General features: G+C 40.4%; 10 protein-coding genes. 5 read left to right on the top strand and 5 right to left on the bottom strand.

Annotated features, from left to right (window positions below; all coding sequences use genetic code 11):
• Positions 1 to 225 precede the first annotated feature (225 nt).
• From GQR87_RS18760 to GQR87_RS18735, 5 genes are all read left to right on the top strand, one after another.
• Positions 226 to 3,546, top strand: a complete 3,321-nt coding sequence (locus GQR87_RS18760) for a TonB-dependent receptor (RefSeq protein ID WP_158972021.1) — start codon at positions 226 to 228, stop codon at positions 3,544 to 3,546.
• A 172-nt stretch (positions 3,547 to 3,718) separates the two neighbouring features.
• On the top strand, positions 3,719 to 5,878 hold the full coding sequence (locus tag GQR87_RS18755; RefSeq protein ID WP_233267320.1) for an endo-1,4-beta-xylanase: 2,160 nt from the start codon (positions 3,719 to 3,721) through the stop codon (positions 5,876 to 5,878).
• 431 nt (positions 5,879 to 6,309) lie between these two features.
• The gene (locus tag GQR87_RS18745; protein WP_158972019.1) at positions 6,310 to 8,139 is read left to right on the top strand and encodes a DUF5060 domain-containing protein; all 1,830 of its coding nucleotides are present in this window, start codon (positions 6,310 to 6,312) and stop codon (positions 8,137 to 8,139) included.
• 86 nt (positions 8,140 to 8,225) lie between these two features.
• Positions 8,226 to 9,065 (top strand): GGDEF domain-containing protein, encoded by an 840-nt coding sequence (locus GQR87_RS18740; RefSeq protein WP_158972017.1) that lies wholly within the window; start codon positions 8,226 to 8,228, stop codon positions 9,063 to 9,065.
• Position 9,066: 1 nt separating this feature from the next.
• Positions 9,067 to 11,436, top strand: coding sequence for a DNA polymerase II (locus tag GQR87_RS18735; RefSeq protein WP_158972015.1), 2,370 nt, complete (start codon positions 9,067 to 9,069; stop codon positions 11,434 to 11,436).
• Here GQR87_RS18735 and GQR87_RS18730 read toward each other — a convergent pair.
• The 5 genes from GQR87_RS18730 to GQR87_RS18710 all read right to left on the bottom strand — a co-directional run bounded on the left by GQR87_RS18730 (position 11,433) and on the right by GQR87_RS18710 (position 19,367).
• Entirely contained in the window at positions 11,433 to 12,770 is a 1,338-nt protein-coding gene (locus GQR87_RS18730; protein ID WP_233267319.1) for a HAMP domain-containing sensor histidine kinase, read from the bottom strand. The genes GQR87_RS18735 and GQR87_RS18730 overlap by 4 nt on opposite strands.
• Positions 12,770 to 13,453, bottom strand: coding sequence for a response regulator transcription factor (locus GQR87_RS18725; protein ID WP_158972013.1), 684 nt, complete (start codon positions 13,451 to 13,453; stop codon positions 12,770 to 12,772). The genes GQR87_RS18730 and GQR87_RS18725 overlap by 1 nt, the downstream gene beginning before the upstream one ends.
• 120 nt (positions 13,454 to 13,573) lie before the next feature.
• Entirely contained in the window at positions 13,574 to 15,019 is a 1,446-nt protein-coding gene (locus GQR87_RS18720) for an efflux transporter outer membrane subunit (protein ID WP_158972011.1), read from the bottom strand.
• On the bottom strand, positions 15,012 to 18,173 hold the full coding sequence (locus GQR87_RS18715; protein WP_158972009.1) for an efflux RND transporter permease subunit: 3,162 nt from the start codon (positions 18,171 to 18,173) through the stop codon (positions 15,012 to 15,014). Before GQR87_RS18715 ends, GQR87_RS18720 begins: the two co-directional genes overlap by 8 nt.
• Before the next feature lie 3 nt (positions 18,174 to 18,176).
• Positions 18,177 to 19,367 carry an efflux RND transporter periplasmic adaptor subunit gene (locus GQR87_RS18710; RefSeq protein WP_158972007.1) on the bottom strand — a complete coding sequence of 397 codons (1,191 nt, stop codon included), beginning with the start codon at positions 19,365 to 19,367 and terminating at the stop codon, positions 18,177 to 18,179.
• Positions 19,368 to 19,486: the final 119 nt, after the last annotated feature.

The following is a 19,486-nucleotide window of genomic DNA, read 5'->3' as shown; positions in this document are numbered from 1 at the left end:
AAAAAACGTTGTTAATAAATGTGACGTTATGTTAAAAAAAGACATGTTAGCGCTAACATTATGGCATTAACATATAATATTTTGTAAATAAAATCACTAGTTAATAAACAACACGTTTTTATAATCGGGTCAATTGTTGATGTTTTTTTGACCGCTAACTAGAAAGAATATAACTAAGAATGCGCTGAATTAGGCGTAGTAAACCACTCACTAGGAGAACACACTATGAGCTTGCAAAGAAAAACTTTTCTATGCACTTCAGTAAGAGCAGCGATGTTTGGTACTTCAGCTCTTCTCGCAGCTGCCTCAAGTCAATATGCGGTCGCACAAAGCGTTGATGGAGAAGCCGTCACTGAAGACGATGTTGAAATTATCAGCGTTACGGGGATCCGTGGTGCATTAGCTAACGCAGCTGAAATCAAACGTGAAGCATCAACATTTGTTGACTCGATTACTGCATCTGACGCAGCAGCGATTCCTGATTTGTCTGTTGCTGAGGCTCTTTCGCGTATACCAGGCTTGACTGTTTCTCGTTTTACTGCGGGTGGAACAGCTGGCGACTTTCCTTCTCCTGAAGGTTCAGGCAACTTAATTCGCGGTCTTGGATTTATTCGTTCAGAATTTAATGGACGGGATGCGTTTTCAGCAAATGGTGGCAGAGCGTTAGATTGGTCTGCTGTACCTCCACAACTTATCGGCCGTGTTGATGTTTTCAAAAACCAACAAGCCGACCTTATAGAAGGTGGTATTGGTGGAACAATTAACCTACAAACACTTGCTCCTTTTGATAATGAAGACGGTATAGCACAAATTTCTGTTGATACTGTTTACACTGATATACGGGAAGAATACAGCCCAACATATAGCGGTGTGTTTGGCAAAAACTTTACCTCTGATAACGGCAGATTTGGATTTGTAGGCTCATTTTCTTCATCTCAATTACAGTCAGACATCAATGGTTACCAAGCAGGAATGGTTGTTCCTCGTGATAATGTACCGGCCGAGAGCTTTGCTGAGGGGCAAGAGGTAAGTGATCCTGTAGGCACTGTTGCCCTGACACCTGGTTTTAATTTACGTACCAACGAAGTTGATCGCGAAAGAGAGAGTTACTACCTTGCTGGGCAATGGCGCAGTGCTGACGATAACGTTGAAGTATTAGTTAAATACGTAACCGTAGAAAATGAAACCAATGGTCTTGAACGCACCTCTGAGTGGTATGCTGACGCAGAAACGGTGAGATCAGGAGGGGTAGAGGTTAGTGATTTAGTTGTATCGCCATTTACCTCAGACGGTATCCCCAAATGTAATGGCAGCAACGAAGTACCTGCTGGTGAATGTGACGAGCTAATCCCTGTTTCAGGTGGTTTAATGGAAGAAGGGCTGATAACAGATGATTTTAGAAGCTGGGCTGGCGCGTACGGATTGCGTGTGTCGAATCTAGGCATAGGTAAGCAAGAATATTCAAAAACCGATGATGTCAGTGTTAACATAAAATGGCGTGCTAGTGATCAATTGACTGTTGAATTTGATGCTCATAAAACAACGGCCGAAGCGTCTTTTGAAGAACAATGGATTGGTGTAAATACATTCTTAAACGTGTTTTCTCGTCCAGATTTAGATAACCCATATTTAGAATTTTCTGTTGATCCGCGTACTAACATAGCTGCGGGTAACCGCCAAGACAGTGGCACGGTTCAAGTTCCGTATGAAGCGCCTACTAGTCCGGCAGATCCTGCTGGTTCTTATGTTGGTTTTGCAAACGACTCATTCCGTGAAGGCGAAGGCGATTTACATGCAGCCAAGCTTGACGTTGAATATGAATTTGACAACTCAGACGGTTGGTTTCAGTCTGTTAAAATGGGCGCACGCTACTCTGAACGTGAACAAATCAACAAAGAAGCTGGTGGCAACTGGAAAGGCGTCACTCCATTATGGGGCGGGGGCGTAGCGCCTTTAAATTCGTTAGATAAAAATATTTACGATGAAGTGGATTTTAGTGATTTCTTCCGTGGTGGTGTAGTAGGTGGTGAAAATACCACACTACTTTATGCCAGTGCTGACTTGTTGCGTAATCCAGAGTTATTTTATGATTACTTACAGGCTGAGCCTGATTTCGAAACATCATTCTATTCGCCATTCGCTACTACTGATCTTAACCCTGCGGATCCAGCTAATGCGGACCAACTGCGTCGCACAGACGATGGTAACTATACTAAAATTTATCAGCCAAGCGGTATTTCAGATGTTGTTGAAGAGACCATTAATTTGTATGCCATGGTCAAATTTGCGCAAGAATTTGATAATGGGATGTGGCTAGAAGGTAATGTAGGTTTACGTTATGTTAAAAACACATTGGGTTCAAATGGGGTGCTCAGCTATAACGAATTCGGCGTAGATGAACAGGAGGTTGACTATACTTTCGAGATAGATGGAGAGGAGTTTACTCTACCTTACCCAACAGAAGTGGAAGCTACAGATGAAATAAATGACTTTTTGCCTGAAACAGAAGCATATTTACAAACAGCAAACTCTGTTCGAAGAGTTGACGTAAAAGATGAGCATTGGTTACCTTCATTAAATATTAAATTGAACCTTAACGACGATATGCTCATCCGTTTTGGTGCAAGTAAAGGTGTGACTCGTCCAAACATGTCAGACCTTAATGCCACTCAGTCAATAAGTGCCAAAACGAGTGTTGAACGTTTCGTGAATATTGATCCCTCTGACCCGGATTATGATCCCACTGACCCGAGTAATTTTACTCCTCGTGGTTTAGTAAATGGCACCTTATCAAACATCCGCATAAATGGCGGTAATCCAGACCTTGTAGCCACTACAGCGAACAGTTTTGATATTTCATATGAATGGTACTTCGAAACTGGCTTTGTTACTTTTGGTGTGTTTAAAAAAGATATTAAAAACATAGTGCAATATGGTGTTAAACCAGTTGGTAGTATTACCTTAGACAACACACAAGTTAATGTTAACTTTAACGGTCAACTTAATTTAGCCGAAGCCGAAATTTCAGGTTTTGAAATCGCTTATCAAGATTTCTTTACTGAGTTACCGGGCATTTGGTCAAATTTGGGTATTCAAGCTAACTACACTTTTGTTGACGCGTCGGCAACACCACCGCCACAGTTTCTAGATGCTGATGACGATGGAGTACCTGATTCGGCTGATACTACTTTCCGTTTCGGTTTAGATAATCTGCTTGGGCAATCAGAGCACACAGGTAACCTAATTGGTATTTATCAAGATGATGCGTTAGAAGTGCGTTTAATTTATAACTATCGTTCAGAGTATCTGAATTCATATCGAGACTTTGTCACGGGTAACCCCGTTTTCCAAAAACCCACTGGATTTTTGGATGCGTCTGTTAGATATCACTTTACTGACCATCTAACGGCGAATTTCTTAATTGCCAACATCACCGATGAGAAGAACCAGTCAGAAACGCAGGTTGACGAAGCGGGTACACGTTACCAACGCTCTAGCTTCTTGAATGATCGTCGTGTGCAAGTAGGCCTAAGTTACAAATTCTAACCTGAGTTGTTCTTAAGCATATTTTTAGTAATAAAGGGAGAGGTTAACCTCTTCCTTTTTGTTTTAGTTAGTTCATTAACTCACGTATTTTCTACTAGTAAAAATGAAGTCAACTAAATGGAATTTCGTATTTAACGACCGATTTTCTTGCTAACTTAAGAGGAAAAGTAAAATGAAAAAATTATTAATTCGTTCGGCAAGTATAGTGACAATCATGTCATTATTGGCAGCATGTGGGATAGAGGAACATCCAAAAGATGTAGAGTTTCCAGATAACGAATCTTCAGTGCCTGAAGATCCAGATCCTGAAGTGCCAGAAGAATTTTCTGACGTTACTGTGACCAGTTTAAAAGCATTGGCAAACTTTCCAATAGGCGTTGCGGTGCCAGAGAGTCTATTAAGTGATACTGCACATCAAGACGTTGTAATACAGCACTTTAGCCAACTATCGTCTGAAAACGATATGAAAATGGATGCTATGCACCCATCTGAAACTACTTTTAACTTTACTAAAGCCGATGCATTACTTAGCTTTGCTGACGCTAATAATTTAACTGTGCATGGCCATGTATTAGTTTGGCATAGTCAAATACCTGATTGGATGAGAAATTTTTCCGGAGACACAAATGCTTGGGTTGCCATGATGGAAAATCATGTAACAACAATCGCAACACGATACGCTGGTCGGCTTGAAACGTGGGATGTTGTTAATGAAGCATTCAATGAAGATGGCACATATAGAGGCTCGGCTGCAGGTGATGATTCTGTATGGTATACAAATATAGGAGAGTCATTTATACCGAAAGCCTTTACTGCCGCTCGAGCTGCTGATGCTGATGTAGATTTATACTACAACGATTATAATCTGATTTGGAATAATGATAAATTAGATGGTGTTATTAATATGGTCAATGATATGCAAGCTGATGGCGTACCTATTGATGGAATAGGCTTCCAATCTCATATTACAGTTAATAGCCCTGATATTTCGACAATCAGAGCCCAATTTCAGAAAGTGGTAGATATTCGCCCAAAAATCAAACTGAAAATCACCGAACTTGATGTGCGTATGAACAATGAAGGTGGTGCAGCTTTAACTACTTTTACAGCTGCTAGAGCTGAAGTGCAAAAGCAATATTATTTTGATATTGTCCAAGCATACTTAGACATTGTTCCTGAAGATCAACGTGGCGGTATTACTGTTTGGGGAACTAATGATGGAGATAGTTGGTTACAAAACTTTCCTGCACCTACAGTAGAATGGCCATTATTGTTTAATGATGATTTTACGCCTAAACCTTCTTTACAAGGTTTCGCTGACGCATTAGAAGCTGCAAACCTTGTTAATCCTGATGATACAGAAACACCTGCAGCATTCTTTAATACAGGTTTTGAAACTGATCTTGATTCATGGGAACCACGAGGAGATGCAACAGTAACGTTAGAAACCACCGAAGCACACACTGGTAATAATAGTGCTTTAGTTGCAGGACGCACGGCTACTTGGCAAGGTGTATCAAAAAGTGTTGTAGACTTATTCACCGTGGATGAAAGTTATAATGTTTCTGCATGGGTTAAGTTATCTGATGATGCTAGTACAGTTACACCTAACATGAAGCTAACGTTAGAAATCAATCACGGTGCAGGTGACGGTACCACTGAATACCTTGAAATGACGGCTCCGGTAACAGTAACTGCAGGTGATTGGGTAGAACTAACAGGTACTTATACGCATACGATATCAACTGTAGCAAACTCTGCTAACCTTTATGTTGAAGCAAGTGAAACCACAGTTGATTTTTATGTTGATGATATTTCTATAGTACCGTCTACGCCTGTTGTTGAAGAGCCTATGGGTCCAGCTGAACTTATAGTTGATGGTGATTTTGAAGATGGTATTGGTGCATGGGGACCGCGAGGAGATGCAACAGTAACATTAGAAACTACCGAAGCACACGCAGGTAATAATAGCGCTTTAGTTGTAGGACGGACGGCTAATTGGCAAGGTATATCAAAAAGTGTAGTAGGCTTATTCACAGCGGATGAAAGTTATAACGTTGCTGCATGGGTTAAGTTATCTGATGATGCTAGTACAGTTACACCTAACATGAAGCTAACGTTAGAAATCAATCACGGTGCAGGTGACGGTACCACTGAATACCTTGAAATGACGGCCCCGGTAACAGTAACTGCAGGTGATTGGGTGGAACTAACAGGTACTTATACCCATACGATAACAACGGTAGCAAATTCTGCTAACCTTTATGTTGAAGCAAGTGAAACCACAGTTGATTTTTATGTTGATGATATTTCGGTAACATTGGCGGAATAATATAAATATTAACTATGATTATTCATTAAGGATTTATATCTACTTTAATGTTAAATTATAGTTAAATGCTATTAATGAAAAGAGCTAACAGATTTATCTTTTAGCTCTTTTTTTAGCTCTAAATTTAGTCGTTAAACGCTGACAATTCATAAAGCCAATGCATTATTAGGAAATATTAACCTTTTAGCTTATTGAAGGACCATCGTATGTAAGTATGCCTAAGTTACAAATTCTAACTTGAGCTTTTCTTAAGCATATTTACTTAAAAAAGGGAGAGGTTAACCTCTCCCTTCTGGTTTTGGTCTGTTCCTCTGAAATACTCTGACATAAAGTGGGCTTCTTTATGAAAGCATCATAGAATTGGTAAATAGGATATGAATGCAACGTGTTCATTTTAACAATAAGAATAATTAATAGTTTGGAATGAAATTATGAAAAAAAGCATTAGTAGTTTGGCCATATTAATCCTCGTATCACTAGTGTTAATTTCCTGTGATACAAATAAGGCTAACAGTCAAGCCATACCTATTTACCAGCAGTGGCATACAGTATCTATGTCATTTAATGGTCAAACAACCAGCGAAGATGCCGAAGTTAATCCATTTACTAACAGCCGTTTGTTGGTTCGTTTTAGTCACAAAGATAAAAGTTATTTGGTTCGCGGCTTTTATGCAGCTGACGGTGATGCCGCCAATACCAGTGCTGATAGCGGCTCAGTTTGGCAAGTCAGATTTTCCCCAGATCAGTTAGGTGATTGGCAGTATCAAGCCTATTTACATACGGGGGATAAAGTTGCAGTTAGTCGGTCATTAGATATAGGGCAATTACAACCATTAGCGAATGACTCTGGCCAGTTTATTGTGGTCCCTTCTGATAAAGAGGGACGTGATTTTAGAGCTAAAGGTAAATTAGTGGGGAAAGGTCGTTATTTGGGTTTTACAGAGCAGGATAAACCTTGGTTAAAAGTCGGTACTAATAGCCCTGAAAATTTTTTAGGCTATGTAGATTTTGATGATACTTACCGTGGTGACTTAAATCATCAACACGAGGACGCACCTCAGGCAGATAAATTACATATGTATGCACCTCACGCCAATGATTGGTCAGAAGGTGACGTCACTTGGGCTAATGGTAAAGGTAAAAACATTGTCGGTGCCACTAATTACTTAGCTAGCATGGGCATGAATAGCGTGTACTTTTTAACTCTGAATATTGGGGGGGATGGCAAAGATGTGTGGCCGTACACAGATTATGATGAAAGAAAACGCTTTGATGTGAGCAAATTAGAGCAATGGAATCTATTGTTCGAACACATGCAAAAAAAAGGTCTGGCTCTACACATTGTCACCCAAGAAACTGAAAATGAAACTATGTTGGACGATGGTGATACAGGCTTTTATCGGCAATTATATTACCAAGAGCTGATTGCTCGTTTTGCTCACCACTTGGCGCTAATATGGAATTTAGGAGAAGAAAATGGCCCAGTTGATTTCTCTCCTATTGGTCAAACGCCGGAACAACGTAGAGCGATGGCGCGCTATTTTGTAGAAAACGATCCTTACACTCATCCTGTTTATTTACATACCCATGCGAGTGAACATCACAGAGAAGAAACCTTGCCTGAAGTGTTATCAGAAACCGCTATTATGGGCTTGTCGTTTCAAGTGGATAAGCCTGGAACTGTGCACGACGCCATTTTAAAGTGGCGTAAAAAGGCGCAGCAAAAAGGTAATAATATTCAAGTTAGCATGGATGAAATTGGTATTTGGTATGATGGCCTAAAACCAGATGTAGATGATCCCCAGCATAATATTTTGCGTCAACAAGTACTATGGGGCAGTTTGATGGCTGGGGCGTCTGGCACTGAATGGTACTTTGGTTATAAATTTCCTAATAACGATCTAAATTCAGAAGATTGGCATACTCGCCATAATATGTGGCAACAAACTTCTATTGCCGAGCAGTTACTCACGTCTTACTCCTTAGCTGATATGCAACCGAATGATCAGCTAACCGTTAGAAATGATGATTACGTTTTAGCTGAAGAAGGTAAAACCTACTTAATTTACCTTGCTAAAGCAGCAGGAGAAAACAAGTTGAATTTACCCGCTGGAAACTATCAAGTGGCTTGGTTTAATCCCAGAGAAGGAGGCGAGTTAGCCGAAGGAACAGTAACTGTAATATCAACAGAGGCTAATAACTTTGGCATGCCGCCACTTGATGTACAAGAGGATTGGTTGGCAGTGATAACTAAAAATTAAGCTAAAAATATATTCATGATACAATGCATAGTTAGCGTAAAATCTATGCATTCTTTTTTTATTATCTATTTTTAGGGATCTTGTTGTTGAGTGAATACCAATTAAAAGCTTGTCTAGTAAAATACAAATTAAAATTTTTCTTAGTATTAGCCGCTTTATTTCTTAATCTTTATTGTTCGTTGTTATTTGCCAACACAGCAAATAAAAATATCACTGAAGCTGAACAATCAGTTGTTAGTTATTCGACAGAAATAGCCAAAACACCTGTTCTGGTAGTAGAACAACTACAAGAAAATCAGCAAAGTCTGAACATGCACTTATTCCTTATAATCTTACTAGCTTTTAGTGTTTGTGCCTTGGTAGTGATAATCATCTACAAAGGAGTCAAATATAAACGAGAGATGGTATTATTAACCAGCACAGATGAACTAACTGGTTTGGCAAATAGGCGTCAAATATTGCAGCAGTTAGATAATGAACTCGAGCAGAGCCAAAGTTATAAAACACAGCTCAGTATTGCTTTGTTGGATTTAGATTGGTTTAAACAACTGAATGATAAGTATGGTTATTTTACTGGAGATAAAGTCTTAAAGTTGTTTGCTAACTCATGCGAAGAAAATTTACGGCAAGCTGATTTTGTCGGCCGATTGGGTGGTGAAGAGTTTTTATTTATCTTGCCTTGCACTGAAAGTGAAGGGGCTTATCAAGTGATGGAAAATTTACGACTTAAGATGACAGAACTGACAGCTGAGATAAATTTGCCCGATCTAAATGTCACGATTTCAGTAGGTATATGTCAGTTTCAAGTAGGTGACAATGTTGAAGATATCATGAATATAGCAGATACAGCATTATTTAGAGCTAAACAAAATGGTCGAAATCAAGTGGTTGTCGGTGATAGGCGAGAAAGCTCGATAGTCGAATAATATGAGATGCACTGCCGAAGGCTTTATTCTTACCGTTAATTCATTTGAACATCAGCATCAAACATTTCTAGAATTCTGGTTTTTAACCGAACAAGGGCCGGCTAAAGGTATTAGCCCTGCCCAAGAGTTAGTGTTTTTTATTGAGCAGGATGACCAACAAATTGTCACCCAGCGCTTAACCCAAGCTAATCTAGTTTTTACCTATAAACCTTTGACACTCAGCACATTTGAGCATGTGAGTGTGGGGGCTATCTATTTTCAAAAACAAAGTCATTTTTATCTCGCCAAACAATCATTGAAACAAGCGGGTGTTGTCGGTTTTGAAGATGACATTCGTTTACCCGAACGTTATTTAATGGAGCGTTTTATTTATGGTAGCGCGAAATTTACAGGTAATAATGTAGATGCTGATAGCAAGTACTTACAATTAGACAATTTACAGTGTAAACCTAGTCAATATATTCCTAAATTTAGTCTGTTGTCTGTGGATTTAGAATGTAGCGAAAAAGGAGAGTTGTATTCTATTGGTTTAGCCAGCGATACATTTAAATGTGTCATCATGATTGGAGAGTCAGAGCTCAAAACCGGACCTGACGCTGATTGGATTATTTGGATAGCAGATGAAAAAGCTTTATTAGAAACCTTTATCCAACAATTTAATCAGCAAGATCCTGATCTAATCATTGGCTGGAACGTGGTAAATTTTGATTTTCGGTTATTGATCAAACGCGCCGCTTTACACAATGTTGCATTAAATTTAGGCCGTGAACAGCGAGTAATAAGTTGGCGTGATGCGCGCAACGAAAGTAATTTAGGATTTGTGTCTATACCGGGTCGCATGGTGATTGACGGCATTGATGCTTTAAAAACCGCCACTTATCAATTCGATAGTTTTAGCCTAGAAAATGTTGCTCAAAGTCTGCTGGGAAAAGGTAAAGCCACAGAGAGCGTTGACGATAGGTTAGCGCAAATTCAATACGACTTTATCCATAACAAAATCAAGCTAGCAAAATATAATCTGCAAGATTGTGATTTAGTGTTAGAAATATTTGCTCACACTAAGGTGCTGGATTTTTTAGTGTTACGTAGTCAACTGACTGGGTTAGAGCTAGATCGGATGGGTGGCTCGGTGGCAGCCTTTATCAATTTATATTTACCTAAATTACATCGTGCCGGATATGTCGCGCCTAATCGCCCTCAAGATGGCGGCTTAGCTAGCCCAGGTGGCTATGTGATGAGTTCTAAGCCTGGTCTTTATAAACATGTATTAGTGCTAGATTTTAAGAGCCTATATCCATCTATTATTCGTACATTCAAAATTGATCCGCTAGGGTTAGTTGAAGGGCTGAAAACTCCAGACAATGCAATACAGGGCTTTAAAGGCGCAAAATTTAGTAGAGACAAGCATTTTCTGCCGGACATTATTACTTCACTGTGGCAACAAAGAGATCAAGCCAAACTAAAACGAGATGACGCCCGTAGCCAAGCGATTAAAATATTAATGAACTCATTTTACGGGGTATTAGGGTCGGGGGGCTGTCCGTTTTACGATACCCGCTTAGCCAGCTCTATTACGATGCGTGGCCACGACATTATGCAACAAACGGCATTGTGGATAGAACAAGCGGGTTATCAAGTGATTTATGGTGATACCGATTCCACCTTTGTTTGGTTAGACGGTGAGTTTACCAATCAACAGGTGCAAACCATTGGGGATGAGCTTGCTAAAAAAATTAATCTAAAATGGACTGAAAAAATCACCACAGAACATCAATTAGACAGTGACTTAGAAATTGAATTCGAAACCCACTTTAGTCAATTTTTAATGCCTACTATTCGCGGTTCTGAGCTCGGCAGTAAAAAGCGTTATGCCGGACTAAAAGTAGTCGAGGACGGTGAACAACTTATATTTAAAGGGTTAGAAACAGTGCGCTCAGACTGGACACCGCTTGCCAAAACCTTTCAATTAAAGCTCTATCAAATGGTCTTTGCCCAGCAGAGTGTTGAAACTTATCTTTGTGATCTAATTAACGACACCCGTTTGGGTAAGTTAGACGACTTATTGGTTTACCGTAAACGGATTCGCCGTAAATTAAGTTTGTACGTGAAAAACATCCCGCCCCATGTAAGGGCTGCCCGTTTAGCCGATGAAAAAAATGCCAGTTTGGGTAAGGCATTAAGATATCAAGATAAAAGCTGGATTGAATATGTCATGACCATAAATGGCCCAGAGCCAATAGAATATTTAACCAGCCTAATCGACTACGAACATTATATTGAGAAACAAATACAACCCATAGCCGAAGGCATTTTGCCTTTTATTGATCTGTCTTTTGAAAACATAACCAGCAGGCAAATGGGCTTGTTTTAATCTGTAGGATTAGATTTTTCACTACCAAAATCCACTATCACTTGATAACAGCCTTGGCTGTCACTTTTTTCATAAAACCAATTGTGGTGTTCTATTATTTTTTCACTTAACTCTAGTCCTAAGCCGTAACCATAACCAAATGCTGAGGAAGGGGGATTTGTGTTAGATGTGTGATTAGTGCTCGGCAACTGTTTAACCGCATCGTCTTTGGCGTTGCTATTGGTAATAGTGACACGACTACCTTGTTGGTTGATATGTACATAGCCTTTTTGTGTGTGCTGATAGGCATTTCGAATTAGGTTGTTTAGAACAATGTGACAGGCAAGGGCAACCACGTTGACACTAGCTGCTTGGCATTCAATTTTAATCTCCACATCTTTAGCGGCTAATAAGTAGCTTAAATCGTTACAAGCTTGATGAATGACTTCATCTATTTTGACTAGCTCTGGGGCTATGGCTAAATCGTCATTGCGGCTCAACCAAAGAAAGGTGTCGGTTAAGTTACTCATGGTTAAACTCGCTCGTTGAATACGTTCGAGTGTCTGTTGCTGTTTTTCAGTTACTGGTTGCTTTTCATTGAGTCGCTGCAATAAATCAACACTACTTCGCACCACCGCAATAGGTGTACGTAATTCATGACTGGCGTAACTTAAAAAACGTTGTTCACGCTCCAAACTTTGGTGCACTGAAATTAAACTGCTTTGTATTAATGATGCCAGCACATTTAATTCATTGTAGTTAAAATCAGGGGGGGAATTTTGTACCGTTTTTTGATCTAAGGACTTGGCCCAGTCTTTTAATGACTCCACAGGTTTCGCAATTTTTTGCATGATCATACGTAGAAAAAAAGCAAATAATGATATGGCAATGATGGCTACAATTAGTGCCCATACTAAACGGTTCTTGGGTTTACTTTTTTTGACTTTTAAAGAGATATCTTTTTCAAGGAAGACTTTCGAAATGTATATTGGCTCACCTTGTGAGGTCTTATATAAAACCACAAAAAAGACGTTTTTAGGAAGAGCGAAAATATTTGATTGATCTTTTATCTTTTGTAACTCACCTTCTTTCGTAGGGGGGGATTTAAAACGTTGTTGAATAATTTTAGGCGTGTCTTGCCAACGCTTGGCAATGCCAAAGTTGGCGATAGTTTGTGGCTGACCATCCTCCACATTAGTTGTCTTAGCGAGATCAAACATGGTGCTGTTAATTCCTCTGTCTAATCCATCTATATAATAATTGACACTTAAAAATGAAAAACCTATAGCCATGACAGAGCCAAGAAATACCACACTGATAAAAAAGTAAAGTTTAAGACTCGGCCTGATTTTCACTATAAGGCTCCTTCATTTTGCTGTGTGATGGCAAAGCCTACCCCAGACACTGTGGTCAATTTTATATTGGCAGTGATTGCTTCAAGTTGTTTACGTAGGTGATGAACGTGAACTTTAAGGCTGTTACTGTCGGGTTGGTCATCGCCCCAAACAAATTGCATAATCTGTTCGCGACTTACCGCTTGCGGCGCACTGCGCACTAATACCTCTAGCAATTTAAATGCAATAGGCGAGAGCTTTAACTGTTGATTGTTTAATAAGGCTCTGGTCTGGGTTAAATCTAAGATCAACTCTCCCAACACTAAACGTTTGGCTTCACCGCTACGACGTTTAGCCAGCACTTGTACCCGTGCAACCAGTTCTTTCATAGCAAAAGGTTTGACTAAATAATCGTCACTGCCTGCTTCAAAACCTTGTAATTTATTTTCTAGGCTATCTCTGGCAGTTAACATTAAAATGGGCATGTCCATGCCTCGTTCTCGTAAGGTGTGACAAAGAGTGAGACCGTCCATTTTCGGCATATTGATATCTAGTATGATCATTTGGTAATGATTCAATTCAATTAAGTGCAAGCCCATTAATCCGTTACTAGCATGGTCACATTGAATAGACTCAATTTCGAGATAATCGACAATGGTGGTAGCAAGGTCAATATCGTCTTCAACCAGTAGTACATTTATCATTCAGGCTTTGTTCCTAGATACTTCTTGGACATTAGCCCCTAGCTTATGAGCTTTGGAGCCGTAATTTACTAATTTTTAAAGCTAACATATAGGGTGACTTTCATACAGGGGGAGCTCCTTTTATATGGCCCCGTTCTCTGTAATCCCACCACCCAATACTCGATATAAACTAATACGGTTAGCTAAGTCGACTTGCTTGGTCAAGATCAGTGATTGTTGCGCTTGATACAGAATACGCTGTGCTGTTAATGCATTTTGAAAACTATCCACCCCTCCTTTATAACGAGCAAGGGATAGTTCATAACTACGCGTTGCCGCTATCACTAAGGCTTGTTCTGCATTGAGCTGTGCTTGTATAGTCGCTCTTCGGGCCAAGGCATCAGCTACTTCGGCAAAAGCGTTTTGAATAGCGTATTCATAGGAGGCTAGATACTTAGTTTGTTGGGCTTGGCTATAAGCTAAGTTTGCCTCGTTAGCGCCGCCATCAAATATTGGCAGGGTTAAACTAGGGGCAATGGTCCAAATTGAGCTAGCGCCACCAGTAAAAATATCGGCTAACACGGCACTGGCTAAACCACCTGTGGCAGTTAAAGACAAGCTAGGAAAAAACGCGGCTCTTGCTGCGCCTATATTGGCATTGGCCGATTTTAATTGGTGCTCTGCCGCTAACACATCGGGACGCTGTAACAATACCGACGATGACAATCCAGCTGGCACATCAGCTACTAATTCAGCTGCGTCAGGTAAGCTATCTGGCAATAAGCTACTATCTAATTGCTCACCTACCAATAAGCGCAAGGCGTTAAGGTCTTGGCTTACTTGGGTGGTGTACACAGCGATGTCTGAATTTGCACCATAAAAAACAGTTTCAGCGCTGGCAAGATCTATTCTTGAATCTACCCCAAGTTCTAAACGTTTAAGAGTGATATCTAATGTTTTTTGTGCATTTGCTTGAGTCGCTCTAGCTAAACTGAGTTGATTGCTATCAGCGGCCAAGGTTAACCAAGCGTCGGCTATCTCGCCAATTAGAGCAATTTGCGCGGCCTTAGCCGTGTCTTCTGTGGCTAAATAGGCTTCCATTTGTACTGTATTCAAACTACGAAGTTTACCAAATAAATCAATCTCGTAGCCGCTAAGGCTAGCGTCTGCTGTATAGACTGTACTGATATTTCCCGATGATGTTTTGCTACGACTACCGCCAAGACCAAGGTTTATATTTGGATATAACTCCGCTTTTTGAATACCGTAGGTGGCTCGTGCTGCTTCAACATCAGCAAGGGTTTGACGCAAACTTCGATTGTTGTTTAAAGCTAATTCAATCACTTGGGTTAAACGTGAGTCTTGAATAAAGCTTTGCCAAGGTACTTGATTGGCTTGTTGTGACGATACTCCTGAATATTGCTCTGCTTGATACTGCAATTGCAAACTTTCATCTAAGGCTTTTTCTTCAGCTAATTCAGAGCGAGAATAATCAGGGGCTAAGGTGCTACAACCCACTAAAATTAACGCCCCAGCGATAGGTAATAACCTAGCGCTGAGTTTGTTTGCTAATAATGATTTACTCATGATTATTCTCCAATGCTTTAGGGGTTTCATCAGTAACATGCTTTCTTTTTGGAAATAGGCCACGAATTAATACAAAGAACAGAGGTACAAAGAAGATACCCAAAACCGTTGCCGTTAACGTACCACCCACAATACCTGTACCAATTGATATACGACTATTGGCACCCGCGCCAGACGACAAAGCGAGAGGCAATATGCCAAACATGAAGGCCAATGAGGTCATAATGATCGGGCGTAAACGTAACTTAGCGGCGTTAACTGCAGAATCCACCAAAGATAAACCACGTTGGTAAGACGCTTCAGCAAATTCAACAATCAAAATGGCATTTTTTGAAGCCAAGCCAATGGTGGTTAACAAGGCGACTTGGAAATAAATATCATTTTCTAAGCCTCTTAAGGTGGTGGCTAATGCCGCACCAATCACACCCAATGGAATAACGGTAATCACAGATAAGGGCACTGACCAACTTTCGTATAATGCGGCTAAAGCAAGAAACACCACCAAAATGGATATCACATACAGGGCAGTTGATTGTCCACTGGATATTTTTTCTTGATATGACAAACCACTCCAAGAGTAAGTCAGTTTGCCTTGGCCTACTTCCGCAGTTAATCGTTCCATTTCGGCCATTGCCTGTCCAGAGCTGACACCATCGGCACCTGCTCCTTGGATTTGATAAGAGGCAATACCATTAAAGCGAGATAAGCTTTGCGGTGCACTCGACCATTTAGTACTACTAAACGCAGAAAAAGGTGTCATGGTGGTTTCACCCTCGGCATTTTGGCCGCGAATATGCCAGTCATCTAAGTTTTCAGGTTTTGAACGATATTCAGCATCACCAGCGATATAGACTTTTTTCACTAGACCATCGTCAAGAAAATCATTGATATAAGCCCCTGCCCAAGCATAGGTTAAGGTACTGGCCACATCGCTTAACGACAAGCCAAGTGATGTGGCTTTGCCATTATCTATATCAATTTTAAGTTGTGGGGTTTCGCTTAGTGCCCCTTCTCTAATACCAATAAGCATGTCACTTTGACGGGCTTTATTGATTATTTCATTTTTTAAGGCTGTCAGCTCTTCTCGACTGGTACCTGCAGAGGCTTGTAACTCAAAAGTAAAGCCATTACTTTGGCCTAAGCCGCGGATAACAGGTTGAGATAAAGCAAAGATATTAGCATCACGTATGCTGGCTAAATTTTTATTCATGCGTCCAATCAAAGCGTTAACACTTTGTTCTTCGCTAGTACGCTCGTCCCAGGGAGTTAGTGCTACAAAGCCCATTCCCGCGTTTTGTCCACTACCTGAGAAATTAAAGCCAGCAATAGTAAAACGGCGAATAACAAGATCAGACTCTTGTTCAGCTAAGTATTGATCAACTTTTTCAGCCACAGCTTGTGTTCTTTTGATGGATGCACCTTCAGGTAAGCTAACCTGAAACATCGCACTACCTTGGTCTTCTTGGGGTAAAAAACCACTAGGCATACGTGCTATCAAAACTCCTAATATGACAACAATCAGGCCATAGCCTAATACCCAGCGTATTTTACGGGTAATCACACTTTGTACTTTTCCTGTGTATGAGGCCGTCATACGATCGAATCCGCGGTTGAATCGAGCAAAAAATCCTTTGCCCTCCGCGCTATGTTCGGTTTTAGTTAACATGCTTGCACAAAGTGTTGGGCTAAGGGTTAAAGCTACAATTACTGACAAGGTCATAGATGAAACGATGGCAATAGAAAACTGTTGATAAATAACACCAGTTGAACCACCAAAAAATGCCATAGGTAAAAATACCGCAGACAACACCACTGCAATACCGACTAGCGCGGTGCTAATTTCTGACATGGATTCTATGGTGGCATCTCGGGGGGATAGGTTTTTCTCACGCATTAAGCGTTCGACATTTTCTACTACCACTATGGCATCGTCTACCAGCAAGCCGATCGACAACACTATGCCAAACATTGTCAGAGTATTGATAGAAAAACCAAAAGCAGATAACACGCCAAAGGTGCCTAATAACACTATAGGCACTGCTATAGCAGGGATCAGTGTTGCCCGCCAATTTTGCAAGAATAGCCACATCACTAATACCACTAAAACTATGGCTTCAATCAGGGTTTTGACTACTTCGCTGATAGATATTTTAATAAAAGCGGTACTGTCACGTGGAAAAGTGACCTCGTAGCCATCTGGTAGGCTTTTAGCGAGCTCAGCGACTCTTTCTTTCACTCGTGTGGCTGTATCTAAAGCATTAGCACCAGGGGATAACATCACCGCTATACCTGAGGCTGGATGGCCATTGAGGCGGGCGATTGCATTATAACTTTCACTACCAATTTCTACCTGGGCCACATCTTTTAATAGAACGTTAGCACCATCTGCGGCATATTTTATTATGATGTTGTTAAATTCCTCAGGGCTAGACATCATTGACTGTGCTGTCACTGTGGCATTGAGTTCTTGGCTATCTAAAGTGGGTAATGCCCCTAATTTTCCGGCGGGTACTTGTATATTTTGTGCTTTCAGTGCACTGCTGATATCAGAAGGCATAAGCTCATATGCTGCCAGTTTGGTTGGATCTAACCAGATCCGCATGGCGTATTGTGAACCAAATACACGTACATCTCCTACCCCTTCAATACGTGCTAAGGCATCTTCAATATTTGAAGCAATATAATCAGAAATATCAAAAGCAGAAGATTGGTCAGTTGTATCGTAAAGTGCAGTGACCAATAAAAAGTCTGAATTGGATTTTTTAACTGTTACCCCTTGAGCCTGTACGGATTCTGGAAATCGAGAGTTAACTTGTTGTACTTTGTTTTGCACTTGTACTTGTGCATAGTCTGGATCTGTTCCTTCTTCAAAGGTGATGTTTACCGATGCTCCACCATCTGATGTACTAGAAGAAGAAAAATACAATAGTCCATCTAATCCTGTTAGCTGCTGTTCGAGAATTTGGGTTACGCTATTTTCAACGGTTTGGGCATCAGCTCCCGTATAGTTAGTACTTATACTAATGACAGGTGGAGCAATACTTGGGTATTGAGCTATAGGTAACGACAAAATAGACGCTAAGCCGGTAAGCATAATAATGATTGATATAACCCATGCAAAAACAGGGCGATCGATAAAAAAGCGAGCAAACATAATTTACACGCCTCCTTGTGCAGAAGCTGAATTGCTATTTTGATCAACTACAGTGACCATTATGCCTTTATTATTCATTTCAACTTGGACTGGCGTTACTTCACTGCCTGGGCGTATTTTTCCCGAACCTTCAACTAATAATTTGTCATTTACCGATAAACCAGCGGCGATAACCCATTGGTTCTCAAAGGCATCAAGTGTTTGTACTACTCGTCTTTCTACTAGGTTGTTATCATTGATTACGTATGCAAAAGCTTCCCCCGTGGCAGTGCGGAAAATGCCTTGTTGAGGTACTAAAATTGCATTTTTATTGATGGCTTCGTTGACTTCAGTACGGACAAACATGCCGGGAAGTAATATGCCGTCAGGATTAGGAAATTCAGCCCGTAATGTGACGTTGCCTGTTGATGCATCCACCGACACTTCTTGCATTGTTAGCTGGCCTTTATGACTATATTGACTGCCATCTTCTAAGGTCAGAGTAACTTGTGCATTTCCTTGAGATATACCACTTTCGTTGATTAATTTGCGCAGCTTTAATAGTTCTTTGCTGCTCTTTTTCATATCTACATAGATAGGGTCTAAGGTACGTATAGTAGCTAAAGCACTGGTTTGTTGGGCAGTGACTAATGCCCCAGATGTAATGCTAGAAATTCCAATATGCCCAGATATGGGCGCTTTGATTTTTGTAAATTCTAAGTTGATAGCTGCAGTGGCTAAAGCTGCCTCATATTTTTCAATATCGGCTTGAGCTTCAAGGTAAGTGGCATGGGCATCATCTGCTTCTTGTTGCGATACACCTTCAAACTTTAATAAATTGGCATAACGTTCATCTTTTAATTTAGCTGTTGCTAAGGATGCTTTTGCGCTGTTTAAATTAGCTTTGGCTTCATTATAAGCCGATTGATAAGTCGCGGGATCGATTTGATAGAGAAGTTCACCTTGTTTGACTGTGCTGCCTTCTTTAAACAAGCGAGTTTGAATAATCCCCCCAACTTGAGGACGGATTTCGGCACTTAATGATGCTACGACTCGCCCTTGCATTTTTGTGTCAATATTATGCTCAGCAGTTGTCACTTTTATGTAGGAAACCGCAGGAGTTTGCTTGCTTGGAGCTGGTGCAGTGTCTTGTTGGCAGCTACTGAATATAGTGGCGGCTATTATCAGTCCTCCGATATAAATTGTAGATTTCATGGTAAGCATTCCTAATTAAAAACTGAGAGATAAAGGTAAAACTAAGCAACTTTTAATTTGTGTTATGCACAAATGAAGCAGTTGAAAAGCCTATGTTGTAAAACATCATAACTGGGTGA

Origin of the sequence: Paraglaciecola sp. L3A3 (genome assembly GCF_009796765.1) — a bacterium.
Taxonomy (GTDB): Bacteria; Pseudomonadota; Gammaproteobacteria; order Enterobacterales; family Alteromonadaceae; genus Paraglaciecola.
This window is presented reverse-complemented; position numbering and strand designations above follow the sequence as displayed.